This window comes from Bradyrhizobium sp. LMG 9283 (genome assembly GCF_045571415.1).
GTDB lineage: Bacteria > Pseudomonadota > Alphaproteobacteria > Rhizobiales > Xanthobacteraceae > Bradyrhizobium.
Genome location: NZ_CP120691.1, coordinates 3,302,396 through 3,325,205, shown reverse-complemented (window position 1 = coordinate 3,325,205; position 22,810 = coordinate 3,302,396). Strand labels below are relative to the sequence as shown.

20 protein-coding genes and 2 pseudogenes are annotated in these 22,810 nt (G+C 63.3%); 4 read left to right on the top strand and 18 right to left on the bottom strand.

All coding sequences use genetic code 11. The features are described from left to right. Positions 1 to 6: 6 nt before the first annotated feature. From P6U29_RS15470 to P6U29_RS15460, 3 genes and pseudogenes are all read right to left on the bottom strand, one after another. Positions 7 to 193 (bottom strand): annotated as a pseudogene (locus tag P6U29_RS15470) (type II toxin-antitoxin system HicA family toxin). Further along, entirely contained in the window at positions 190 to 471 is a 282-nt protein-coding gene (locus P6U29_RS15465; RefSeq protein WP_407118370.1) for a DUF1902 domain-containing protein, read from the bottom strand. The pseudogene P6U29_RS15470 and the gene P6U29_RS15465 overlap by 4 nt, the downstream one beginning before the upstream one ends. 397 nt (positions 472 to 868) lie before the next feature. Beyond that, on the bottom strand, positions 869 to 1,906 hold the full coding sequence (locus tag P6U29_RS15460) for a glycosyltransferase family 4 protein (protein ID WP_407118369.1): 1,038 nt from the start codon (positions 1,904 to 1,906) through the stop codon (positions 869 to 871). A 126-nt stretch (positions 1,907 to 2,032) separates the two neighbouring features. Between P6U29_RS15460 and galE the strand changes: the two genes are divergently transcribed. Continuing rightward, complete coding sequence (gene galE, locus P6U29_RS15455) at positions 2,033 to 3,046, top strand: UDP-glucose 4-epimerase GalE (RefSeq protein ID WP_275514412.1); 1,014 nt, start codon at positions 2,033 to 2,035, stop codon at positions 3,044 to 3,046. 118 nt (positions 3,047 to 3,164) lie between these two features. Next, the gene (locus P6U29_RS15450; protein WP_407118368.1) at positions 3,165 to 4,973 is read left to right on the top strand and encodes an ABC transporter ATP-binding protein; all 1,809 of its coding nucleotides are present in this window, start codon (positions 3,165 to 3,167) and stop codon (positions 4,971 to 4,973) included. Positions 4,974 to 4,977: 4 nt separating this feature from the next. Here P6U29_RS15450 and P6U29_RS15445 read toward each other — a convergent pair whose 3' ends face one another. Beyond that, positions 4,978 to 5,973, bottom strand: a complete 996-nt coding sequence (locus P6U29_RS15445) for a dipeptidase (RefSeq protein ID WP_407118367.1) — start codon at positions 5,971 to 5,973, stop codon at positions 4,978 to 4,980. 327 nt (positions 5,974 to 6,300) lie between these two features. Between P6U29_RS15445 and P6U29_RS15440 the strand changes: the two genes are divergently transcribed. Next, a complete protein-coding gene (locus tag P6U29_RS15440; RefSeq protein ID WP_407118366.1) occupies positions 6,301 to 7,002 on the top strand; it encodes a fumarylacetoacetate hydrolase family protein in 702 nt (233 codons plus the stop codon). Positions 7,003 to 7,055: 53 nt separating this feature from the next. Here the strand turns inward: P6U29_RS15440 and P6U29_RS15435 are convergent, their stop codons facing one another. From P6U29_RS15435 to P6U29_RS15395, 9 genes and pseudogenes are all read right to left on the bottom strand, one after another. Continuing rightward, positions 7,056 to 7,514 carry a YybH family protein gene (locus tag P6U29_RS15435; RefSeq protein ID WP_407118365.1) on the bottom strand — a complete coding sequence of 153 codons (459 nt, stop codon included), beginning with the start codon at positions 7,512 to 7,514 and terminating at the stop codon, positions 7,056 to 7,058. A gap of 12 nt (positions 7,515 to 7,526) precedes the next feature. Beyond that, entirely contained in the window at positions 7,527 to 8,456 is a 930-nt protein-coding gene (locus P6U29_RS15430; RefSeq protein WP_407118364.1) for an aspartyl/asparaginyl beta-hydroxylase domain-containing protein, read from the bottom strand. A 133-nt stretch (positions 8,457 to 8,589) separates the two neighbouring features. Further along, positions 8,590 to 8,745, bottom strand: coding sequence for a hypothetical protein (locus P6U29_RS15425; RefSeq protein WP_407118363.1), 156 nt, complete (start codon positions 8,743 to 8,745; stop codon positions 8,590 to 8,592). A 183-nt stretch (positions 8,746 to 8,928) separates the two neighbouring features. After that, positions 8,929 to 9,582, bottom strand: coding sequence for a hypothetical protein (locus P6U29_RS15420; protein ID WP_407118362.1), 654 nt, complete (start codon positions 9,580 to 9,582; stop codon positions 8,929 to 8,931). After that, complete coding sequence (locus tag P6U29_RS15415; protein ID WP_407118361.1) at positions 9,551 to 10,207, bottom strand: AAA family ATPase; 657 nt, start codon at positions 10,205 to 10,207, stop codon at positions 9,551 to 9,553. Before P6U29_RS15415 ends, P6U29_RS15420 begins: the two co-directional genes overlap by 32 nt. Positions 10,208 to 10,349: 142 nt before the next feature. Then, positions 10,350 to 11,811: pseudogene (locus P6U29_RS15410) on the bottom strand (flavin-containing monooxygenase). Positions 11,812 to 11,995: 184 nt separating this feature from the next. Beyond that, entirely contained in the window at positions 11,996 to 13,417 is a 1,422-nt protein-coding gene (ahcY, locus tag P6U29_RS15405; protein WP_407118360.1) for an adenosylhomocysteinase, read from the bottom strand. A 126-nt stretch (positions 13,418 to 13,543) separates the two neighbouring features. Then, positions 13,544 to 14,740 (bottom strand): methionine adenosyltransferase, encoded by a 1,197-nt coding sequence (gene metK / locus P6U29_RS15400; RefSeq protein ID WP_407118359.1) that lies wholly within the window; start codon positions 14,738 to 14,740, stop codon positions 13,544 to 13,546. Positions 14,741 to 14,800: 60 nt separating this feature from the next. Beyond that, positions 14,801 to 16,156, bottom strand: coding sequence for a hypothetical protein (locus P6U29_RS15395; RefSeq protein ID WP_407118358.1), 1,356 nt, complete (start codon positions 16,154 to 16,156; stop codon positions 14,801 to 14,803). A 173-nt stretch (positions 16,157 to 16,329) separates the two neighbouring features. Here P6U29_RS15395 and P6U29_RS15390 point away from each other — a divergent pair, with 173 nt between their 5' ends. Then, positions 16,330 to 18,048, top strand: a complete 1,719-nt coding sequence (locus P6U29_RS15390; RefSeq protein WP_407118357.1) for a caspase family protein — start codon at positions 16,330 to 16,332, stop codon at positions 18,046 to 18,048. A 161-nt stretch (positions 18,049 to 18,209) separates the two neighbouring features. On the opposite strand, the gene P6U29_RS15385 is transcribed toward P6U29_RS15390, so the two are convergent. From P6U29_RS15385 to P6U29_RS15365, 5 genes are read right to left on the bottom strand one after another with little or no spacing between them, the layout of a single operon-like run. Next, on the bottom strand, positions 18,210 to 19,328 hold the full coding sequence (locus P6U29_RS15385) for a cobalamin-independent methionine synthase II family protein (RefSeq protein WP_407118356.1): 1,119 nt from the start codon (positions 19,326 to 19,328) through the stop codon (positions 18,210 to 18,212). 19 nt (positions 19,329 to 19,347) lie between these two features. Beyond that, positions 19,348 to 20,064, bottom strand: a complete 717-nt coding sequence (locus tag P6U29_RS15380; RefSeq protein WP_407118355.1) for an ABC transporter ATP-binding protein — start codon at positions 20,062 to 20,064, stop codon at positions 19,348 to 19,350. Beyond that, the gene (locus P6U29_RS15375) at positions 20,057 to 20,812 is read right to left on the bottom strand and encodes an ABC transporter ATP-binding protein (protein WP_407118354.1); all 756 of its coding nucleotides are present in this window, start codon (positions 20,810 to 20,812) and stop codon (positions 20,057 to 20,059) included. Before P6U29_RS15375 ends, P6U29_RS15380 begins: the two co-directional genes overlap by 8 nt. Next, complete coding sequence (locus P6U29_RS15370) at positions 20,809 to 21,837, bottom strand: branched-chain amino acid ABC transporter permease (RefSeq protein ID WP_407118353.1); 1,029 nt, start codon at positions 21,835 to 21,837, stop codon at positions 20,809 to 20,811. Before P6U29_RS15370 ends, P6U29_RS15375 begins: the two co-directional genes overlap by 4 nt. Before the next feature lie 8 nt (positions 21,838 to 21,845). Beyond that, positions 21,846 to 22,715 carry a branched-chain amino acid ABC transporter permease gene (locus P6U29_RS15365; protein WP_407118352.1) on the bottom strand — a complete coding sequence of 290 codons (870 nt, stop codon included), beginning with the start codon at positions 22,713 to 22,715 and terminating at the stop codon, positions 21,846 to 21,848. Between the last annotated feature and the right edge of the window lie 95 nt (positions 22,716 to 22,810).

Here is a 22,810-nt window from a genome sequence, read left to right as displayed (position 1 = left end):
AGCAAGTCAAAACTGCTTGGGCAGTCCAGCCTGCTTCAAAACCGCATTCGCCGTATGCCGGGATTTGATATTGTTATCGACAGTAAAGCGAGACTGGGCTCTCCCCAATCTCGTGATCGCCACGCCCATGTCGAACGAAGAAACATCCCGCCTTCTCCAGAATTCGCTTCAACTCCGGAGTGAAGCTGTTCATGCGGCTTCTTCTGCGGAACCGATCTTGATCCGTCTGGAGAAGCTCGCGATCACCTCGATGGGCACCTCATACCCGTCGGTAGCGCCTCCATCTTCCAACAGATCGCGAATAAGGTCAGGCAACTTGGCATCGAGCTCATCGAGGCCCGTGGCTTCCGTGACGAGACCCGGAAGGTCTGAACTCTCGGCCGTCCAGACAGATGCCTCGCTATCCCAAGTCGCTCGAACGACAATGAGATGGCCCATTTTTGGCGTTCCCCCTGTAGCGATTTCTTTCATGAAAGCAGTCCTCACTGATCATGGCAACCGCATAGCAAGCAGAGTGCCAGACAACGCATTAACCTCAAGTTAGCCGCGCCAAAGGCGGATAAATCCATCTCCACCACATAACACATTGAATTGATATGCATTTTTGCACAACAGCCCCTGGCCTTGGGTTGCGCACGAGGAAGAGCGCTTAGCGTTTTGGAGGGAGTTCGCCTACGGCGAGGACGACGCAAGTTCGACGAGTTCACGACTATGCACGTCTACCCCTGTTTTGCCCCGACGGGTCAAACCAACTTCGCAAAATCAGCAATCGATTGACCCCACTGCCAAGCCATTGATTCCACTATGCCCAGCTACTGTGCATGGGGTTGTTTTCGCAGTTTTTGTTTCGCAGCCCCAGGAACTTTGCTCAGAGCAGCGGCCGATAGACCTCGCCGATCCGCGCCGCTTCGGCATCGAGGCTAAATTGTTCGAGCACCCGCGCCCGCCCGCGCTCGCCCATGGCCGTCGCAGCAGCCACATCCCGCATCAGCGGCTCGAGCGCGGCGGCTAATGCATCGGCATCGCCGGTCGGGATCAGCACGCCGCTCACGCCGTCCTCCACCACCAGTGCCGAAGCGCCGGCGCGTGCGGCGACCAGCGCACTGCCGGCCGCCATCGCTTCGATCAGCGTCAGGCCAAAGCCTTCGTTGCGTGAGGTGAAGGCGTAGATCGTCAGCCGCTGATACCAGCGCTGCACGGCTTCGATCGGCAACTCGCCGGTGATGACGATGCGCGACTGCAGGTTGGCAGCTTCGATGCGCTTCTTCAGGTCATTCGCGAAGGCAATCTGCTCGGGGGTAACCTGCCCGACGATGACGGCCGTGAAATCGGGATAGTGCGGCAACAAGCGGCACATCGCATCGACGAACACATCGGTGCCCTTCTGCGCACGCACGCGGCCGAAACAGCCGATGGCGTAGCGGCCCGGCAGCGCGGCTTCCGCGAAGGCCGCAGCGCGATCTGCCGGCGGCGCGTAGACGTCGGTGTCGACGCCGTGCGGGATCACTGTCGCCTTCACCTTCAGGAACGAGGCCGAGAGGTCGCTCGTCGCGATGATAGCATCCATGCGCCGGATCAGCCAGCGCGTGATCCAGCTGTGATGCCGCTGCGCCGCCGAGGTGAACACGAGTTTCAAAGGCCAGCCGAGCGCGCGCAGCACGACGCCCGCGATCATCTCGTTGTTGCGGCGTGCATGCCAGATCACGGGCCGCCTGCGGCGCCACAACTTCAGAAAATCGGCAACGCTCAGCCGCGCGATCCCTTCCGGCGCGTCCGAGCCGAACCAGGCCGCGCGATACAGTTTCGCCAGCCGCGGCGCCACCATCCGGTTGGTCGCGGTGACCCCGGAATAGCGCCTGTGCAGATTTGGCACGATCACTTCGAGATCGCCGGGGAACTTCGTCACGTCACACTCCGTTTCGCAAAGTCCCTATACGCAACATTAAGCATAGTGACCAGTTCAGCCCTGCCGATACCGCCTCTTCACCACGCAAGCGCTAGCCTTGCGCGTTGATCGAAGACGGGTGAGATCATGACTGTGCTAGTCACCGGCGGCGCCGGCTACATCGGAAGTCACACGGTCCTCGCGCTGGCGGAAGCCGGCGAGGACGTCGTCGTGATCGACGATCTCTCCACCGGATTCTCCGCTTACCTGCCCGAAGGCGTTCCGCTGTTCATCGGCGATGCGGGCGATGAAAACCTGCTCGAGGGCGTGATCGCCCAGCATGACATCGAGAGCATCATCCATTTCGCAGGCTCGGTCGTCGTGCCGGACTCGATGCGCGATCCGCTCGGCTACTACCGCAACAACTTTACGACCGCGCGCAATCTGCTCAACGTTGCGGTCAAGCGCGGCATCGGCCGCTTCATCTTCTCCTCGACCGCCGCGGTCTACGGCAATCCGGACCAGGTGCCGGTGCCCGAGCACGCGCCGACGCGGCCGCTGTCGCCTTACGGCTCGTCGAAGCTGATGACCGAGATCATGCTGCACGACGTCGCCGCCGCCTACGGCATGCAATACGTGACGCTGCGTTACTTCAACGTCGCCGGTGCCGATCCGCAGGCGCGCATCGGCCTTGCTACCGTCGGCGCCACGCACCTGCTCAAGATCGCAGTGGAAGCCGCCACCGGCCAGCGCGCCAAGATCGACGTGTTCGGCACCGACTATCCGACCCCGGACGGCAGCTGCATCCGCGACTTCATCCACGTCACCGACCTGTCGCAGGCGCATCGCTCGGCGCTGGCCTATTTGCGCAATGGCGGCGCATCGACCACGCTGAACTGCGGCTATGGCCGCGGCTATTCGGTGCTGGAGACCATCGATGCGGTGCGCCGGGTTTCGGGCCGCAGCTTCGCCGTGCAATATGCCCCACGCCGACCCGGTGACATCATGACCATGGTCGCCGACACCAGCCGCATCCGCAGCCTGCTCGACTGGCGGCCGCAATACGACGACCTCGAGACCATCGCAGCCCATGCCCTGGCCTGGGAGGACAAGCTGTTCCGCGAGCGCCACGGCGAGCTCCGCCACGCCGTCTCGGCCTAGAATCATCCCAAGCGCAAGCCCTTAATTGGGCTTGAAAAACCCGGCTTGAGCGGGCACAGAGGCCCATCGATCCCTGACGCGCGGGCAGGCTTTGTCCTGCGCCGTCAATGGACACCGGATGGCCCAGTTTCCAAAGAAAATCACCGACGATCCCTACGCGGCAGCGGTCCTGATCCGCCGCCTGATCACGGAACAGGGAATCGTCTACTGGCGACGTTACCTCGTCGCCTTCGCGCTGATGACGCTCGCCGCAGGCGCCACCGCAGGCGCCACCTATGTGCTCGGCCAGGTCATCAACCAGGCCTATGTCGACAAGAACATACCGGGCATCGCGATGTTCTCCGGCATCACGGTGGCGCTGCTGTTCATCAAGGGCGTGGCGACCTACGGCCACATGGTGATCCTGACCAAGATCAGTAACGCGATCCTCGCCACCAACCAGCGCCAGTTGTTCGCCAAGCTGATGCGCGAAAGCGTCGGCTTCTTCTCCGAACGGCATTCGTCCGAGTTCCTGGCGCGGCTGACGGCCGGCGCAAAATCCATCACCGACGTGCTCAACATGCTGGTCAACGCCATCGGGCGCGACCTGTTGATGTTGCTCGCCATGATCGGCGTGATGGTGTGGCAGGATCCGCTGATGTCGTTCATCGGCCTCGTCGCGGTGCCGCCGGCGATGCTGGTGCTGCGCAAGCTGGTCAAACGCATCAAGGGCCTCGCCTTCAACCAGTTCACCGGCACCGCCGACATCATGGAGACGATGCAGGAATCGCTGCAGGGCATCCGCACCGTCAAGGCCTTCACTCTTGAAGAGACCATGCAGAAGCGCATCGACGAGAACATCGCGATCGTCGAGCGCAATGCCAACAAGATGGCTCGCGTCGCCAATCGCTCCAACCCGCTGATGGAAATGCTCGGCGGCTTCGCGGTTGCCGGCTGCCTGATGTATGGCGGTTATGCCGTGGTCGCGCTCAACGCCACGCCCGGCGCGTTCTTCTCCTTCATGACTGCCTTCCTGATGGCGACCGAGCCGGCCAAGCGGCTGGCGCGGCTCAACATCGATTTGAACAGCCAACTGGTCGGCGCGCGCATGCTGCTCGAGGTCGTCGACAGCCCCGCGAGCGAGCAGTCCGACGACGACAAGCCGGCGCTGAAGCTCTCCGATGCCCGCATCGAACTGCGTGACGTCAGCTTCGCCTATCGCTCGGGCGAGACCGTGCTCAACCGCATAAGCTTCATTGCCGAGCCCGGCACGGTGACCGCGCTCGTCGGTCCCTCCGGAGGCGGCAAGTCGACCGTGCTGGCGCTGCTCTTGCGCTTCTACGAGGTCACGCAAGGCGACATCGTGATCGACGGCCAATCGATCCCCTCGGTCTCGCGCAAGTCGCTGCGCGCGCAGACCGCCTATGTCGGCCAGGACGTCTATCTGTTCCGCGATACCATCCGCAACAACATCGCCTTCGGCAAGCCGGGCGCGAGCGAGGACGAGATCATCGAGGCGGCGAAAGCAGCTTGCGCGCATGATTTCATTATGGGCTTTCCGCTCGGCTACGACACGCCCGTCGGCGAGCACGGCACGCAGCTCTCCGGCGGCCAGCGCCAGCGCATTGCGGTCGCGCGCGCGCTGCTCAAGAACGCGCCGATCATCCTCTTGGACGAGGCCACCGCTGCGCTCGATTCGGAATCCGAGCGGCAGGTGCAGGAGGCGATCGAGCATCTCTGCCGGAACCGCACCACCATCGTGATCGCACACCGCCTGCACACCATCATGCACGCAGATAGCATCCTGGTAGTGGAGGGCGGCGAGATCGTCGAGCAGGGCCGGCATGACGAGCTGCTCCGCCGCGGCGGCCGCTACGCCTCGTTCTTCCGGTTGCAACACCGGGACGCGGAGGCTGCGCCCGTGTTGGCCTACTCCGCCAACTCCTGACCGGTCAGGACGGCGCCTGTCCTGCGCGGATCACGCGCAGGACGTTGCCGCCCATCACCTTGCGGATGTCCTCCGCGGAGAAGCCTGAACTGAGCAGGGCCTGCGTAATCGCTGCGACCTGGCTTGCGTCAAAGCCCGTCGTAGTCGAGCCGTCGAAGTCCGAGCCGAGACCTACGTGATCGATGCCCACGAGATCACGCACATAGGCAATCGCCCGCGCTGCGGCCTCCGGCTTGGTCGAGCAGATCGCCCCTTCCCAGTAGCCGATTCCAATCACGCCACCGGTTCTAGCGATACCCTTGATCTCCTCATCGGAGAGGTTGCGGTTGACCTTGCAGGTCGCTTGCACGCCGCCATGACTGGAGACCACGGGTCGCTTCGCCATCGCCAGCACCTCGGCCACCGTCGTATGGCTGGAATGCGCCAGATCGACGATCATCCCAAGTGCCTCCATACGCTGGACCACCTGCCGACCAAGTGGTGTCAGCCCGCCCTTCTGCATGCCGTGCATCGAGCCGGCCACGTCATTGTCGAAGAAATGCGCGAGACCCGCCATGCGGAATCCCGCGGCGTAAAGGACATCGAGGTTTTCGATGCGCCCCTCAATATCTTGCAGCCCCTCGATTGAAAGCATTCCGCCCACAGCGGCGGCTCCGCCGTTCCTGTCTACGAGGAGCCGGTCAACTTCCGCAGGCGTCGTGATCAGCCGAAGCCGTCCGCCCGACCTCGCGGCAAAGTCTCGCAGCTTCTCGGCATGCCATAGCGAGCGCTGCAATAGTGAATTCCAGGTTCTGATCGGCTGCAGATCGATGATGGTCAACGAGGTGATAGTGTCGCTGTCGGCATCGTTGGCCTTGTAGTTTTGGCCCTTCGGCGATTTGGTCACGGACGAGAACACCTGGAGCGCGTAGTGCCCTTCGATGAGGCGTGGAACGTCCACATGTCCGCGATCGGATCGTTCCAGCAGGTCGCGCTTCCAGAGCAGGCCGTCGGCATGCATGTCCGCTACATCCAGCGTTGCATGCAGGGCTTGCGCTGCCGGCGTCACGTTCAACGCGACCGGAGCGATCCCGGTTCTGCCCCCGTTCGATGCGTCCCGGCGTGACGATGAAGAAGCGAATGACAAGACCGAGCAGCACGATTGCGACGACGGCAGCCCCCGCCAATATCCATTTCTTCACGGCCCCCTCACTCGCATTCACGGCGCTGTACCCGGCCGGCGAGGCCGCGGGTGGTGTTCCTTTTTCCGCCCGGCACCACTAGCCTCGCCCCCTGCAACCGCGTAAATACGGCAACGCCCTCTCTTTGCAACCTACCGAGACCTTACATGAACGCCGCCTCCTACGTCATCCCGCTTCCGCCTCAGGCTTCGCTTCCCGTCGTCGGCGAGAGCGGCCGTTATCCGGTGCGCCGCATCTGGTGCGTCGGCCGCAACTATCTCGAGCATATCCGCGAGATGGGCAACGATGAGCGCGCCCCGCCGTTCTTCTTCGCCAAGCACGCCGACATGCTGGTGCCCGATGGCGCAACCATTCCCTATCCGCCGCTGACCAAGGATTTGCATCACGAGGTCGAGCTGATCGTCGCGATGAAGAGCGGCGGCCTCGACATTCCCGCGGACAAGGCGCTCGACCATGTCTACGGCTATGCAGTCGGCATCGATCTCACCCGCCGCGATCTCCAACTCGCCTCGCGCAAGAAGGAGCGTCCATGGGAGATCGGCAAGTCGTTCGACTATTCGGCGCCCTGCTCCGCGGTGCAGCCGGCCTCGAAGATCGGCCATCCCTCCAAGGGTAAGATCTGGCTTACGGTCAACGGCAAGGAAGCCCAGAAGGGCGACCTCACCGAACTGATTTGGAACGTGCCCGAGATCATCTGGCAGCTCTCGCAGCAGGTGAAGCTCGCCGCCGGCGACATCATCATGACCGGCACCCCGGCCGGCGTGTCGCAGCTCCAGGTGGGCGACAAGCTGGAATGCGGCGTCGACGGCGTCGGCACGCTGAAGGTGAGCATCGGCCAGCCGGAATAGGCTGCACACTGGAAATCGAAAGGCCCCGGACACCATCCGGGGCCTTTTTGTTTTCACCAGGCCTTCACTGGCCGGTTGGCATGGCTCGCCTGCGGCACACCGCGATTGAGTGACATGTGCGAATGCACGCACAGCCATCCATCGCCATTTCTTGCAAACACCATGGTCGCGCGGCCCGGCCGCGGAAATGCGCTGCCGTCTGGATGGTAGCCCGTGCTCGTCCACGGCGCGATCACAGTCGCCATCGTGCCGTCGGCAGACGCCAGCACGGAAGTCTGCTCGAGGACGAAACGGAAGTCACTCGTCTTGGGCCAGACGTTATCCCATTGCGTCGAGACCCATTGATCGAGGCCGGGGATGACATCGTTATGCGTGCCGAAGGCAAGCACATCCGGATGGAAGAGCGGCCGCGCCGAAGCGTAGTCGACCTCGCGGACATAGCCCGCGAAGATTTCCAGCCACTGGCGGAAGAATTGCGTGATCTCCGCGTTAGCAATCGGCAAGGGCGCCATTGCCCGCATCATTCACCGCAGCGCCGACAGCACGATCAGACCGAGGATCAGCGCCGTCAGCGAGTATTTGAGCGTGTAGTAGACGTTGCGGTTCCACTCCTTGACCTTGCGGCTGGCGAGATGGATCTCGTAGAGCTTACCGAAGACCTTGTTGAGCACGCCGACATTCTCGCCGTCGACGTTCTGGGTCGCCGACGCCTTGACGATGTGGTGGCTGACCCAGCGGTTGATCGCGGTCATGAATCCGAACTTCATCGGGCGCTCGACATCGCAGAACAGAATGATGCGGTTGACGTCCGTCGCATTCTCCGCGCTGTGGATGAAGGTCTCGTCGAACATGAAGGCTTCGCCGTCGCGCCAGACGCATTCGACGCCGTCGACGAGGATGCGGCACTTGTTCGAGTTCGGCGTGACCAGGCCGAGATGATAGCGCAGCGAGCCGGCGAAGGGATCGCGATGCGCACCGAGCTTGCCACCCGGCGGCAGCATCGCGAACATCGCGCCATGCACGCTCGGAATCGACTTGAGCAGCTCCACCGTCTTCGGACACAAGGTGTTCGCCGAGGGCAGGAAGTCGTCGTACCATTTGAGGTAAAAGCGCTTCCAGCCGCTCTTGAAGAAGGAATAGAAGCCCCAGTCGTTATTCTTCGCGGCGGCGCGGATGAAGCCTTCGTCGAACAGGCGTACCGCCTCGTCGCGGATGGTCTCCCAGTTCTCACTCAGGGGCTTCAGCTCGGGAAACTGATCGACCGAGATCACCGGCTTGTTGGGCACCGCCGAGCCGGCATACATCAGGACGTTGTAGGGTGCGAGATAGGTCGAGTGGTCGCCGAGCTGGCGCGCGAAGCGCAGCCGCTGCTTGCCGCGGAAGTGAACGTAGATCGTCGAGGCCGCAAGCACATAAAGAATGACGAGTTGCGGCGCAAAAAGCTGTTTCAGCATTTCCCCAATCCCAAGTGACCCAGCCGGGGTGTCGTGTAGCCCGACCCGGCCCGAGCAGCAAGGTATTCACCGGTGGGTTGCAATCACGCCGGAGAGAGCAAGGGGATGGAACTTGGGGCCAAGCCGGGCCAAATCAGGCTCGCGACAGCGCCTGCAGCCCCTTGAAAGTCAGGCGCTTGGGGTCGGTGACGCCAGCGAGGTAGAGACGACGGATGAAGATGATGACGGCGTCGCGGTCACAATCGGTCAGCGCGACGACGGCGTCGACCGCGATTCTCTGGGCTTCCATTGGGCTCACCTCGGCCTTGCGAGTAACCCGGCCGGAACAGGCTAGGACTCATCCGTTAATCCGGCGTTAACCGTTGGGGCAGGATGGCTGATTCAGACGGGCGGCCGAATACGCGAGAAAGATTCGCGGGCGGGACGCACCGCCCACCCCCACCCACGGCGATATCCTGATTTCCGATGCGCGCTATTCGGCGCCGGACGTTCTCGCATTGCGTGTCAATGATCTTAGCAATTCGGCCTGTTGTCGCACCAACTCACATTGCTTTCGCGCATGCGAGCTCGACAACTCGACCCACTGCGAGAGCGTTCTCACGCGGCTCAACTCGCGCGTATACTGCAGCGTCGCGCCTGCATTCACTTTCATCAACTCGAGCACGACAGCGTGACATTCGGCAGCAGCTCCGTCCAGAACGTCGCTTTCCGGGCTGGCAATATCCTTCGTGTATTCGAACGCAGCATGCACGCCCAGCGTCATTGTCTCAAGGGCACGCGTCTGCATCTCTTTGGCGATCTCCACGGCGAGAGCGGAGGTGTTGCTGGCATTTTGGAATTGCGTCGAACGCAACTCGACCTTGGTAGACGGGCAGGTCCCGGCGCTGTCGATTACCGCGGGAATGGTCGTCTCTGCAGGCACCTTTCGAGCCGGTGTCTTGCGAGCAGGCCTCTTGGCTGCCCGCTCGCTCCGATGTCCATCGCCCCCTGGGGTGGCGACCGGATTCGGCGGCGTCTCCAAAAGGCTCTCGTCGATGGTACCGCTCACGACCGCGGTCAGATCCACCAGCGACCGACGTCTGGCGCGTACGCCATCAGCAGGCTGTCTCGACTGCGCCTTGCCCATGATGATTCGACTCCGTGAAAATGTGTTCCGAAATCCACCGCCACAGCCCAACGATCTCGTCCGAGGCTTTCCCCTCCGGTGCATACTCGGTGACGCCCAAGCCTACGCCCAGCGCATCCTGGTGGTCGTTGCGCTGTCCAATGAAGGGCAGCGCAAGCACGCCAAGCGAGTTGAGCGACGTGGCAGCTTCACTGAGCCGGCACCCCCGTGTGGGCGTCTGATTGAGGATGAAAGCAAACCGGCGGTTACCCCTGCGAATGGCCAGCAGCGTAGGGATAGCAGCTTCGATATCGGCCGGGCTCGGACGCGCCGGGATGAGACAGAGGTCGGCATTGGTGATGGCGCGCAGCGCCAAGGCGTTATTCGTGGCGGCCGTGTCGATGATTGCGAGCCCAATCCCTTCAGCCTGGAGCCGAGATAGCACCGGCTCGATCTCCGCCGGATTCGCAACGCACTCGACGCGGGGAAAGCAATTCTCGCGACGCTGCTTCCATTTCGAGATGGTGCCCTGCGCGTCCGCCTCAATGAGAGCGACGCGCTCTTCGCGTTCCATCGCGGCCACTGCAAGCCCAACGGCCAGCGTACTCTTGCCGCTTCCGCCTTTTTGCGTGACCAGAGCAAGCACGTGCACGTTCCGCGCTCCCATCAATGCCAGCGACGCGGAACTCAGGCGCTGTCGGAAGTAAATTGCATGCGACGCAGCAATACTACTTCAAGTCGCGGTTCGCCTCAAGCGATCGGCGGGTTCCTCCGGCAACATACGGAGATCAGGAATACTTCATCACACCGTCGTCGATCCGGCCGAAGCGCAACGAGACGATGTCGAGCGCGTAATTCTGGTAGAGGCGCCACGGCCGGTTCGAGCCCTGCTTCGGCATCTTGGCGATCGAGCGCTGCACGTAGCCGGAGGTGAAATCGAGCGAGGGCTGAAGGGTGACGTCCGGGTCGTTGTTGTGCGGCATGCACTGGCGGAAATTATGCCGGTCCATGTAGTTGATGAGCCGGCAGATGTACTCGCAGGTGAGATCGCATTTCAGCGTCCAGGACGCATTGGTGTAGCCGAAGGCGGAGGCCATGTTCGGCACGTCGGCATACATCATGCCCTTATAGGTCAGCGTGCCCGCGAAATCGACGGCGCGGCCGTCGACGCTGACGTCGAGGCCACCGACGACCTGGAGCATGAGGCCGGTCGCGGTGACGATGATGTCGGCAGCGAGCTCGCGGCCGTCCTTCAGGCGGATGCCGTCGCGCGTAAACGTGTCGATCTCATTGGTGACGACGGAGGCGCGCTGCTCCCGGATCGCCCTGAACAAATCGCCGTCCGGCACGAGGCACAGCCGCTGGTCCCAGGGATTGTAGCGTGGCGTGAAATGGGTGGCGACGTCGTAGTCGGGGCCCAGCGCGATTCTCACGCCTTTGAGGATGAGGTCCTTCACCTTGGCCGGTCGGCGCCGGCTGAGCTGGAAGAAGAACATTCCCCACATCACGTTGCGCCAGCGGATCAGATGATAGGCAACGCGCGTCGGCAGATTGCGCCGCAATTTGTTGGCAAGGGCATCCTCGGCCGGGCGCGACACCACATAGGTCGGCGAGCGCTGCAGCATGGTGACCTGCGCCGCTTTCTTGGCGAGCTCCGGCACCAGCGTCACCGCTGTGGCGCCCGAGCCGATCACGACGACGCGCTTGCCCGCGTAATCGATGTCTTCGGTCCATTTCTGCGGATGCACGATGCGGCCGGTGAAATCCGCTACGCCCTTGAACTCCGGCGTATAGCCCGCCTCGTACTTGTAATAGCCCGAGCACAGAAATAAGAAATTGCAGGTGAAGCGCACGAGCTCGGTCGTGCCCTCGCCCGAAATGCGCTCGGCTTCCACCGTCCAGCGCCCGTCCGGTGTCGACCACGCCGCGCGCTTGACGCGATGATGATAGCGGATGTGCTTGTCGATGCCGTTCTCGCTAGCGGTCTCGCGCACATAGTTCAGGATCTGCGGCCCGTCCGCGATCGCCTTCGCGATCGGTCCACGGCTTGAACGAATAGCCCAGCGTGAACATGTCGCTGTCCGAGCGGATGCCGGGATAGCGGAACAGGTCCCAGGTGCCGCCGATGCAGTCGCGCCCCTCCAGGATGACGTAGCTCTTGGTCGGACATTTCGTCTGAAGATGATAGCCCGCGCCGATGCCGGACAGGCCGACGCCGACGATGAGGACGTCGAAATGTTCTTGTTGCATCGATCCTCCCGCCGTCGTCATGCCCCGGCTTGACCGGCATCCAGTATTCCAGAGGCGCGATGTCACGTCTGCTGGATCGCCCGGTCAAGACCGGGCGATGACAGTGGAGGTTGTGGCGGAGCTCTGTCAATCTCGTTGCGAGCAGAAGCTCGCAACGGCCGTAGTCCGTCCTAAGCCGAAAAGCTCAGTACCGGTAGTGATCCGACTTGTACGGGCCTTCCACCTTCACGCCGATATAGTCGGCCTGGTCCTTGCGGAGCTCAGTGAGCTTGACGCCGATCTTGGCGAGGTGCAGGCGCGCGACCTTCTCGTCGAGCGTCTTCGGCAGCACGTAGACCTTCTTCTCGTACTTGCCGTCCTTGTTGTTGGCGAACAGCTCGATCTGCGCCAGCGTCTGGTTGGTGAAGGACGCCGACATCACGAAGGACGGGTGCCCCATCGCGTTGCCGAGGTTCACGAGGCGCCCCTCCGACAGCATGATGATGCGGTGCTTGTCGGGGAACTCGATCTCGTCGACCTGCGGCTTGATGTTGGTCCACTTGAGATTGCGGAGCGCCGCGATCTGGATCTCGTTGTCGAAGTGGCCGATGTTGCAGACGATGGCGCGATCCTTCATCGCGCGCATGTGCTCGATGGTGATGATGTCCTTGTTGCCGGTCGCCGTGACGAAGATGTCGGCGCGGGGCGCGGCGTCTTCCATGGTCACGACCTCATAGCCTTCCATCGCGGCCTGCAGCGCGCAGATCGGGTCGACTTCGGAGACCATGACGCGGCAGCCGGCCTGGCGCAGCGAAGCCGCCGAGCCCTTGCCGACATCGCCGAAACCCGCGACCATCGCGACCTTGCCCGACAGCATCACGTCGGTACCACGGCGAATGCCGTCGACCAGCGATTCCCGGCAACCATAGAGGTTGTCGAACTTCGATTTGGTGACGCTGTCGTTGACGTTGATGGCGGGGAACAGGAGCGTACCCTTGTTGGCCATCTCGTAGAGGCGATGCACGCCCGTGGTGGTCTCTTCCGAGACGCCCTTGATGTTCTTGGCGATCTCGCCGAAATAACCCTTCGGCTTCTCCTTCAGCAGGCGCTTGATCAGCGCATAGAAGATCTCCTCTTCCTCGGAAGCAGGCTTGTCGAGGAAGGCAGTGTCGCCGTTCTCCGCACGGACGCCGGCATGCACCAGCATGGTGGCATCGCCGCCGTCATCGAGGATCATGTTCGGCGTGCCACCGCCATGCCAGTCGAACAGCTTCGCGGTGTAGTCCCAGTATTCCGTCAGCGTCTCGCCCTTGACGGCGAAGACGGGAATGCCGGCGGCGGCGATCGCGGCCGCAGCGTGGTCCTGGGTCGAATAGATGTTGCAGGAGACCCAGCGGATGTCGGCGCCGAGGGCTGCGAGCGTCTCGATCAGCACCGCGGTCTGGATCGTCATGTGCAGGGAACCGGCGATGCGCGCGCCCTTCAGCGGCTGCTTCGGGCCGAACTCCTCGCGGGTAGCCATGAGACCGGGCATCTCGGTCTCGGCGAGCGAGATCTCCTTGCGGCCGAAATCGGCGAGCGAAATGTCTTTGACGATGTAATCGGTGAAGCCGGGCTTCGCGTTCATGGCGAGTGTCCTGTTGTTGAACTCGTCATTCCGGGTCGCCCAAAAGAGGCGAACCCGGAATCTCGATGTGATTGGATGAGTATCCCGGGTTCGCTCGCGTATGCGCCCCCGGGATGTCGCGTAAAACTAGAGCGCGCGCTTGAGCTGCTCGACGAGATCGGTCTTCTCCCAGGAGAAGCCGCCCTCGTTGTCGGGCGTGCGGCCGAAATGGCCGTAGGCCGCGGTGCGCGCGTAGATCGGGCGGTTGAGGTCGAGATGGGTGCGGATGCCGCGGGGCGTCAGATCCATCGCCTTGGCGGCGGCCTTCTCGAGCTGGTCCTCCGACACCTTACCGGTGCCGTGCGTGTCGATGTAGATCGACAGCGGACGCGCGACGCCGATGGCGTAGGCAAGCTGCAGCGTGCAGCGGTCGGCAAGACCGGCAGCAACGATGTTCTTGGCAACGTAGCGCGCGGCATAGGCCGCAGAGCGGTCGACCTTGGTCGGATCCTTGCCGGAGAACGCGCCGCCGCCATGCGGGGCCGCGCCACCATAGGTGTCGACGATGATCTTGCGGCCGGTCAGGCCGGAGTCGCCATCGGGACCGCCGATGTAGAACTTGCCGGTCGGGTTGATGTGCCAGATCGTCTTCGGCGTGATCCACTCCTTCGGCAGCGCCTCGCGCACATAGGGCTCGACGATGTCGCGCACCTGCTTGGAGGTGAGGTCCTCGATCAGATGCTGGTGCGAAACCACGATCTCGCGGACGCCGATCGGCTTGCCGTTCTCGTACTGCACGGTGACCTGGCTCTTCGAATCCGGACCGAGCACCTTCTCCTTGCCGGAGTGACGGGCTTCGGAGATCAGGCGCAGGATCTTGTGAGCGTAGAAGATCGGCGCCGGCATCAGATCAGGCGTCTCATTGGTGGCGTAACCGAACATGATGCCCTGGTCGCCCGCGCCTTCTTCCTTGACCTCGCCCGGCTGAAGCGCGTCGACGCCCTGGGCAATGTCGGCCGACTGCGGATGCAGCAGGATCTCGATATCGCAGGTCTTCCAGTGGAAGCCCTCCTGCTCGTAGCCGATGTCCTTGATCGCGCTGCGGACGACGCTCTCGATCTGCTCGTTGGTCACCGATTTCGGACCGCGGGTCTCACCGGCGATCACCACCTTGTTGGTGGTCGCCAGCGTCTCGCAGGCGGCGCGGATGGCCCAAGGATCGATGCCCGCCTTCGGCCCCTCACGATAGAACAGGTCGACGATCTCATCGGAGATCCGGTCACAGACCTTGTCCGGGTGGCCCTCAGACACGGACTCGCTGGTGAAGAGATAGGATGCGCGCATCAGTAACCCCTTGTTCCGCCGCTAGCCGGCGGGCGTTTGCGATGTTTACTTTTGATGATGTCAATCACGCCGACGCGAGATGACGTAGGATTCGTCGAGAAACCAGAGCCCATTGTACTTTCGCAGCACGTCCCTGGCGGCATCCAGAGTGCGGCCGTTTTGAGTCATTTCTGTCAACCGGTCGTCCTCAATCTGAGCGACATACACCGCCGCATTCCACGCTGCAAAGGCCGTCGAGGTTCCGATGCTACCCGTGACCTCGTTGGGCAGCGCTTCCATATCATACCTGAAGATCGAACGGTTATCCGCGTAGGCATTAAAGTTTAAGTCGCGGCCCACCGATCCAAGTTCATACTTAACTGCACGCAGTAGCTCATGACGGCTGACTGAGAAAGGATTTTCTCCGGGCCAGATCGCCTGGATCATTTCCATACCGGGATCGTGGCCGTGGGAGTGGATTCCGATCAGCCTGCCGCCCGGCCGAAGTGCCCGCGCCAGGGGCGCAATGATCCGCTTGGCTCGGAAATTGACCGAGGACAGGGCTCGGTAGGGCTGGGACGCGATGACGAGATCGAAATTGGCTTCGGCCTGGCCCGGCCGCGGAATGGTCGAATCCAACAGGAATCTGTGGTCCTCGCGATAGAGCACGAGGACGACGGGCCGCTCGTAGAGCGGCATAGCCGTGCGTGGGCTGATCGCAGCGCGCCAGTTTTGCTCCAAGAACGGCCTCAGCTCCGCGATCTGCTGCTCGAACTCGCCCGATGAACCGCCGCGAAGCGGCACCTCGTGCCAGACAGTGGCAGCCGCAGCCGCAGGCGATGCAGGCGTGAGCCATGGCGCCTCCGCGTAAAACATGTTGGTGAAGACGAACACCGACGCCGGATGCTCGAAAATGCGGTCCGGCACCTTCTCCAGCGTCAGCCGCAGGTCCTCCAGGCTGAGCTCCTTGCCGGCGACATAGAACGGTATGTGTGGAAAACGCTGGTGCGTTGCGCGCAGCACCCGCGCCAGCACCGTGCCGTCGCCGACGCCCGCGTCGAACAAACGCAGAGCTGGCGGGCGCGGGTGGATGGATGAAAGCTCCAATGCAACCCGGTCCGCGATCACGCGCTTTTCGCTGCAGGTGTGGACGAACAGCAGATATTTCTGGCGGTTCTCGAAGAAGCGGAAATTGCCGCGCGGATCGCGCTTTTCCGGCGGCACCTGAAGTCCCCGCGGCGGCGGCACGCCGCCGGCCATCGATGCGGCCATATAGGCCTGGATCCGCTCCAGCGTGTCGATGGTGATGCGCTTTCCCTCGCGCAGGCGATGCACCAGCTTCCCATCGTTCACCGCGCGCCGGCCGAAGGTCGTTTCCGCCATGTCCGCCTTGCGGCAGAACTCGGTGATCTGGCTCAGGATTTCGTCGTTCTTCATAAGTGGGAAGCGGTGGGCAGCTGGGTTGGGTCCCACCTCTTAGCAAATTCTGCCCACTCAGGGAATAGCAAGGATCGAGGCGGCGCGTTTCCCTGGGGGCGCCAGGGCGGAACGGTGAACCCCTACGTGCTCTTGGGCAACAAACAAGCGCTTCTCCTCACGGGACCATCGCCATGCGCCGTCTGCTCGTCGCGCTCTGCCTGCTCACCGTCGCGCCGGGAGCCCTGCCCGCCTTCGGGCAGGCGCGTAATCAGCTCGGCCCGCTCTGCACCACCGAGACCACGCCAGCGGACCAGATGGTCGACGCCTGCACCAAGATCATCGCGCTGAAGGTCTTCAAGGGCGAGCAGCTCGCGACCGTCTTTTTCTGGCGGGCCGTCGGCTGGAATAAAAAGGGCGACTACGCCAAGGTCATCGCTGATGCCACGGAGGCGATCCGGCTGCAGCCGAGCCAGGCGGCCTACAACTTGCGGGGATCGGCCTATTACGACAAGGGCGACTACGACATCGCGATCGCCGATTTCGATGATGCGCTGAAGCTCGGCCCGCCCAGCGGCATCATCTTCCACAATCGGGGCAACGCCTGGCGCGGCAAGCACGACTATGCCAAGGCGATTGCCGACTACGACATGTCGATCAAGGCCGATCCGAGATCGGCGTTCTCGTTCCAGAACCGTGGCATCTCGAAGGAAGCGCTCGGCGATCTCGACGGTGCACTCGCCGACATCAACCAGGCGATCCGGCTTGATCCCTCGCTGCCGCAGCCACTGATCAATCGCACCGCGATCTGGCGCGCCAAGGGCGATCTCGATCGCGCCATCACCGATGGCAGCGAGGCGATCCGGCTCGCCAAGGAGAAACCGCCAGTCAACATCATGACTCCGCCGAACAGCGTGCTGATCTCTGGCTACATCCATCGCGCGCTCGCCTATGAGGCCAAGGGCGACTACGCCCATGCCCGCGAGGACTACAGGGCGACGCTGGCGATCGTGGCGTCGGACGCCGGCAGCAAGGCCAACCAGGCCACCGCAAGAGTGCGCCTGTCGCTGGTGACAGACGCGACCGCGCCGATCCCGCGCGATGCGCCCTCCCCTGCGACGCAGCCGGCGGCAACCCCTGCCCCGCAGCAGACCGGCTCAGCACCGACACCTTCGCCAGCTCCGGCCGTCCGCGGCACGCGCATGGCGCTAATCATCGGCAACGGCGCCTATGCGCATGTCAAGGCGCTGCCCAATCCGCCCAATGATGCACGTGCGGTCGCGAAGAGCCTGCGCGATATCGGCTTCAGCGTGTCCGAGGGCGTCGATCTCGATCGCGCTGCGATGCAGAAGATGACGCGCGACTTTCTACGCGAGGCGGCGCGGGCGCAGGTGGCAGTGGTCTATTATGCCGGCCATGGCGTGCAGGTCGACGGCCGCAACTATCTCGTTCCCGTCGACGTCGCGCTCAAGCCGGGCGCGAACATGACGGAGGCGATGATCGACATGGACACGATCATGGCCGGCCTCGACGACCAGGTCCGCACCAACATCCTGATCTTCGATGCCTGCCGCAACAACCCGATGGCGCAGCAGGTCGCAGCTGCCGGAAATAATCGCGGCATCGAGGGCACCTCGGGCCTCGCCGCGCCAACGAGTCTCGGCACCGGTGCGACTTTAGGGGCCGGCACGCTGATCGCATTCGCGACCGCACCGGGCCAGGTCGCGCTCGACGGCGAAGGCGCCAACTCGCCGTTCTCCGCCGCCCTCTCGCGCCATATCGGCACCCCCGGGCTGGAGGTGCAGCAGATGCTGACGCGGGTGCGGGCCGAGGTGGTCTCGACCACGAAGAACAAGCAGGTGCCGTGGTCGAATTCGTCGTTGCTGGGCGAGGTTTACCTGGCAGAGAAGTGAGATGTGCCCCGGACGCAGCGCAGCGCTTCTTCAGCGGTGCGCTGCAGAGCCGGGGTCCATACCACCGAGCGGCAAGTGTAGCAGGGAGGGTCCCGGCTCAGCGCAGCAACGCTAAGAGCGTTGCAGCGCGTCCGGGACACGAGCTCGGCTAGTTGCGAGGCTCAATTACCCCACACTTCCTTCGCGATCTCCACCGCAAGGCTCAGCTTCGCCCACTGCTCTTCCTCGGAGAGGATGTTGCCCTCTTCCGTCGAAGCAAAGCCGCATTGCGGGGACAATGCAAGCTGCTCCAGCGGAGCAAATTTGGCGGCTTCTTGCAGGCGGCGCTTAATGTCGTCCTTCCTCTCGAGTTCGCCGAACTTCGAGGTGATAACGCCGACCACGACGACCTTGTTGCCCTTGGGCAGAAAGCGCAGCGGTTCGAAGCCGCCGGCTCGGTCGCTGTCGTATTCCAGGAAGTAGCCGTCGTAATTGGTGCCGGCGAGCAGGGTCTCGGCCACCGGCTCGTAGCCGCCCGAGGAGATCCAGGTCGAGCGGAAATTGCCGCGGCACACATGCGTCGTCACCACCATGTCGGCGGGCTTCTCCGCCAGGGCGTAGTTGATGATGCGGGCGTAGATCTGCTGCAAGCCTTCGGGATTGTCGCCGCGCTCGCGCGCCTTCTGCAATTCGTCCTGCGAGCAGAGATAGGCCCAGACGGTGTCGTCGAACTGCAGATAGCGGCAGCCGGCGTCGTAGAACGCTTTCACCGCCTTGCGATAGGTTTTGCCGAGATCTTCGTAGAAGGCATCGAGGTCGGGATAGACGTCCTTGGAGATCGACTTGCGGCCGCCGCGGAAGTGCAGCACGGCCGGTGACGGGATCGTCATCTTGGCGGTGACGTGGGCCTGGTCAGCGACCTTCTTCAGGAAGCGGAAGTGATCCAGCATCGGGTGGTTATCGGGAAAATCGAGCTTGCCGATGACGCGGACCGCATCGTGACGGGTCTGCACGCCCGTGAACTGGATGCCGGTGTCGGGGTGGAACAGCTCGCAGCCGGTGAGCTTGGCCAGGAAGTCGAAATGCCACCAGGAGCGGCGGAATTCGCCATCGGTCGCGAGCTTCAGGCCGATCGAGGCCTGCTTATGCACGACCTTCTCGATCTCCAAGTCCTCGATCTTGCGCAGATCGTCAGCCGAGATCTCGCCCTTCTCCAGTTTTGCACGGGCTTCCTTGATCTTGGCGGGGCGCAAAAGGCTGCCGACCTCGTCGGCGCGGAAGGGGGCTTTGGTTCGCTGCATGTGTTACTCCCTGCAAATTTTAGTGTGCCGCCGCCCCTGCCACGCCGAGATGGCGCTCCAGGACCGATGGGTCGGCCTTCAGCGCAGCGCTCGGAGCGTCGTGGACGATCGTTCCGCGCTCCAATATCACAACGCGGTCGGCGAGCCCCAGAATCTTTTGGGCATTCTGCTCGACGATGATCGAGCAGATCCCTCCAGCCCGGGTGATGGTCCCAATCGCCTTCAGAAGCTCCTCGACGATGATGGGGGCGAGGCCCTCGGTCGGCTCGTCCAGCAGCAGGACCTTCGGGTTGAGTGTGAGCGCGCGGCCGATCGCCAGCATTTGTTGCTCGCCGCCGGAGAGCTGGTTGCCAAAATTGCTCCGCCGCTCCTTCAGCCGCGGAAACATTTCGTAGACCTTCTCCACCGTCCAGGGACCGGGTTGCGCCACCGCGGTCATGTTCTCTTCCACCGTGAGCGAGCGGAAGATGTTGCGCTCCTGCGGCACCCAACCGATGCCGGCGCGCGCCCGCTGGTCGGGCCGCATGGCCGTGACGTCGGTGCCGGCGAGCGTGATGCTACCTGCGAAGCGGCGGGTGACGCCGACGATGGAGTTGATCAGCGTGGTTTTGCCGGTGCCGTTACGCCCGAGCAAAGCCAGCACCTGCCCCTGGGCGAGGCGGAGCGTCATTTTCGGCAGCACCACGGCCTCGCCGTAACCGGCGCGCAGTGAATCGATCGCGAGCAGGTCAGACATTGACCGCCTCCTCGCCGAGATAGACCGCTTTCACCTGCGGATCGCGCGCGACCTGCTCGGGCGGACCCTCCGTCAGCAGCGCGCCGGAGACCAGCACCGAGATGCGATCGGCAAAGGAGAAGACGAGGTCCATGTCGTGCTCGATCAGCAGCACGGTGACATCCCGCGGCAGCGCGCCGACGACGGCGAGAATGTCGTGGCGCTCGCTCTCGGGCACGCCGGCGGCGGGCTCGTCGAGCAGCAGCACGCGCGGCTTGGCCGCGATCGCGACCGCGATCTCGAGCAGGCGCTGCTTGCCGTAAGGCAGCGTCACGGTCTCTTCGTTCATGACGTCGAGCAGGTGGAAGCGCGTCAGCAGCTCGGCGATCTCACCGTTGACGTCGCTGCGCGTCCCCATCCGCCGCCACCAGTCGCCGCCATGGCCGAGGCGCTCGGAGACGGCAAGGCCGATGGTCTCGAGCGGGGTCAGGTCGGGATAGAGCTGGTTGATCTGGAAGGTGCGCGACAGGCCGCGCAGCACGCGTTTGTGCACGGGTAGGTCCGTGATGTCCTGGCCCTCGAGCAGGATGCGGCCGGAGTTCGGCTTCAGCACACCGGTGAGCTGGTTGATCACGGTGGTCTTGCCGGCGCCGTTAGGGCCGATCAGCGCATGGCGGGCGCCCTGCTCGATTCTGAGCGAGAGATCGCGGGTGACACGCAGACCGCCAAATGTCTTTTCGAGATTCCGGGTTTCGAGCGCGATGGTCATGCGTCGCTCTCCGGCACGGCGACGACGGCTTTACGTCCCGCAACCTGCTTGATGATCAAGTTCGGCACATACAGCACCCAGCGATGCAGGCGCTGGCGGCCGACCAGCACAATCACGACCAGCACGAGGCCGATCCAGAACTGCCAGTATTGCGGGGTGATGGTCGAGAACAATTCCTGAAGCATGCGGAACACCACCGCGCCGATCAGCCCGCCATAGAGATAGCCGGTGCCGCCGATCACGAGTACCAGCATCAGGTCGGCGGAGCGCTCGAAGGCAAACACGTCGAGCGAGGCGATCGCGGTAGTCTGGGTAAACAGCGCCCCCGCAATGCCGGCATAGAACGCCGCCAGCGTATAGATCGCGATCAGGCGGCGATTGACGGGGATACCGATGGCGGCGGCACGCAGCGGATTGTTCTTGATCGCGCGCAGCGACAGGCCGAATGGCGAGTGCACGACGCGGCGGGCGAATAGGAACAGCACGAACAACACGGCGAGCGAATAGAAGAAGCCGGCCTTGCCGAACATGTCGAACGGGATCTCGCCGAAAATCGGCTGCATCTCGATGCCTTGCAGACCGTCGGTGCCGCCGGTGATGTTGGAGAAGCGCTCGGCGAGCGCTTCCAGCAGCAGGGCGATTCCGAGCGTCACCATCAGCCGCGTCAAGTCGACGCCGCGGATCACCAGGAAGCTGGTGGCGAACCCGAGCACCATCGCGGCAAGGCCGGCGACGACGAGCGCGAGCACGGGCTCGTTGATGATCCCGTGCAGGGCAAGAAGTCCCGCGGCATAGGCGCCGACGCCAAAGAAGGCGGCGTGGCCGAGTGAGACGATGCCGGCATAGCCGAGGATCAGATCGAGCGACATCGTGAACAGCGCGAGGCGCAGGATGTCGGTCATGATCAGATAGCGCGACGGAAACAGAAAGCCGCAGGCCAGCACGATGAGCCAGAAGGCGACTTCGCCGTAGTGCCAGCGCGCCTGGCGCTGGGCGTGGTGCCCGACGTCGGAAGCAGCGGTCATCGGCGAACTCACCGCGCGGCCGTGCGGCCGAACAGGCCGTTCGGACGCCAGATCAGGATCACGATCATCATGGTGTAGATCACGAAGGGGCCCATCTTTGGCACGTAATATTTGCCGGCGACGTCTCCGATGCCGAGCAGGAGCGAGGCCAGGAACGGACCTGTTATGGAGGAGGAGCCGCCGACGGTGACCACGATCAGGAAGTAGATCATGAACTTCAGCGGGAAATACGGATCGAGCCCGAGGATCTCGGCGCTGAGCGCGCCGCCGAGGCCGGCGAGCCCGCAGCCAAAGGCAAAGGTGAAGGCGAACACCTGCGGCACGTTGATGCCGAGACCACTGGCGGCGCGGGGATCGTCGACCGCGGCGCGCAAGCGGCTGCCGAAGCGTGTCTTCGCCAGCACCATCTGCAGGCCGATGGTGAGCAGGCCGCAGATCACGATGATCATCAGCCGGTAACGGCCGATGCCGACGCCGAACACGTCGAACTGCCCCTGGAGCGCGACGGGTAAATTGATGAAGACGCGCGAAGAGCCTTGGATGTAGTCCACGGCCGCCACCGACATGAAGGTCAGGCCGATGGTGAACAGCACCTGGTCGAGATGGCTGCGCGTATAGAGGTGGCGGTACAGCGTACGTTCGAGCGCGATGCCGATTGCGGCGGCCGAGACGAAGGCGAGCGGCAGCGCGGCGAAGAACGGCCACCCCATCCGGTTGACCAGCACCATGCAGACATAGCCGCCGGCCATGGCGAAGGCGCCGTGGGCAAGATTGACGAAGTTCATCAGGCCGAGCGTGACCGCGAGCCCGCAGGCGAGCACGAACAACAGCATGCCGTAGGCAACGCCATCGAACAGGTTGGTGAGGATTGCGGTCATCAGGAGTCGAAGGTCATCTCAAGTGTGGCCAAGGGCCGTGCTGCACTCCCTCTTCCGCTTGCGGGAGAGGGTTGGGGAGAGGGTCTTTCCACTGA

Coding starts and splice junctions, on each gene's coding strand:
- P6U29_RS15465 (WP_407118370.1), bottom strand. CDS start 471: ATGAAAGAAATCGCTACAGGGGGAACGCCAAAAATGGGCCATCTCATT.
- galE (WP_275514412.1), top strand. CDS start 2,033: ATGACTGTGCTAGTCACCGGCGGCGCCGGCTACATCGGAAGTCACACG.
- P6U29_RS15450 (WP_407118368.1), top strand. CDS start 3,165: ATGGCCCAGTTTCCAAAGAAAATCACCGACGATCCCTACGCGGCAGCG.
- P6U29_RS15445 (WP_407118367.1), bottom strand. CDS start 5,973: ATGCATGCCGACGGCCTGCTCTGGAAGCGCGACCTGCTGGAACGATCC.
- P6U29_RS15440 (WP_407118366.1), top strand. CDS start 6,301: ATGAACGCCGCCTCCTACGTCATCCCGCTTCCGCCTCAGGCTTCGCTT.
- P6U29_RS15435 (WP_407118365.1), bottom strand. CDS start 7,514: ATGGCGCCCTTGCCGATTGCTAACGCGGAGATCACGCAATTCTTCCGC.
- P6U29_RS15430 (WP_407118364.1), bottom strand. CDS start 8,456: ATGCTGAAACAGCTTTTTGCGCCGCAACTCGTCATTCTTTATGTGCTT.
- P6U29_RS15425 (WP_407118363.1), bottom strand. CDS start 8,745: ATGGAAGCCCAGAGAATCGCGGTCGACGCCGTCGTCGCGCTGACCGAT.
- P6U29_RS15420 (WP_407118362.1), bottom strand. CDS start 9,582: ATGGGCAAGGCGCAGTCGAGACAGCCTGCTGATGGCGTACGCGCCAGA.
- ahcY (WP_407118360.1), bottom strand. CDS start 13,417: ATGAACGCGAAGCCCGGCTTCACCGATTACATCGTCAAAGACATTTCG.
- metK (WP_407118359.1), bottom strand. CDS start 14,740: ATGCGCGCATCCTATCTCTTCACCAGCGAGTCCGTGTCTGAGGGCCAC.
- P6U29_RS15395 (WP_407118358.1), bottom strand. CDS start 16,156: ATGAAGAACGACGAAATCCTGAGCCAGATCACCGAGTTCTGCCGCAAG.
- P6U29_RS15390 (WP_407118357.1), top strand. CDS start 16,330: ATGCGCCGTCTGCTCGTCGCGCTCTGCCTGCTCACCGTCGCGCCGGGA.
- P6U29_RS15385 (WP_407118356.1), bottom strand. CDS start 19,328: ATGCAGCGAACCAAAGCCCCCTTCCGCGCCGACGAGGTCGGCAGCCTT.
- P6U29_RS15380 (WP_407118355.1), bottom strand. CDS start 20,064: ATGTCTGACCTGCTCGCGATCGATTCACTGCGCGCCGGTTACGGCGAG.
- P6U29_RS15375 (WP_407118354.1), bottom strand. CDS start 20,812: ATGACCATCGCGCTCGAAACCCGGAATCTCGAAAAGACATTTGGCGGT.
- P6U29_RS15370 (WP_407118353.1), bottom strand. CDS start 21,837: ATGACCGCTGCTTCCGACGTCGGGCACCACGCCCAGCGCCAGGCGCGC.
- P6U29_RS15365 (WP_407118352.1), bottom strand. CDS start 22,715: ATGACCGCAATCCTCACCAACCTGTTCGATGGCGTTGCCTACGGCATG.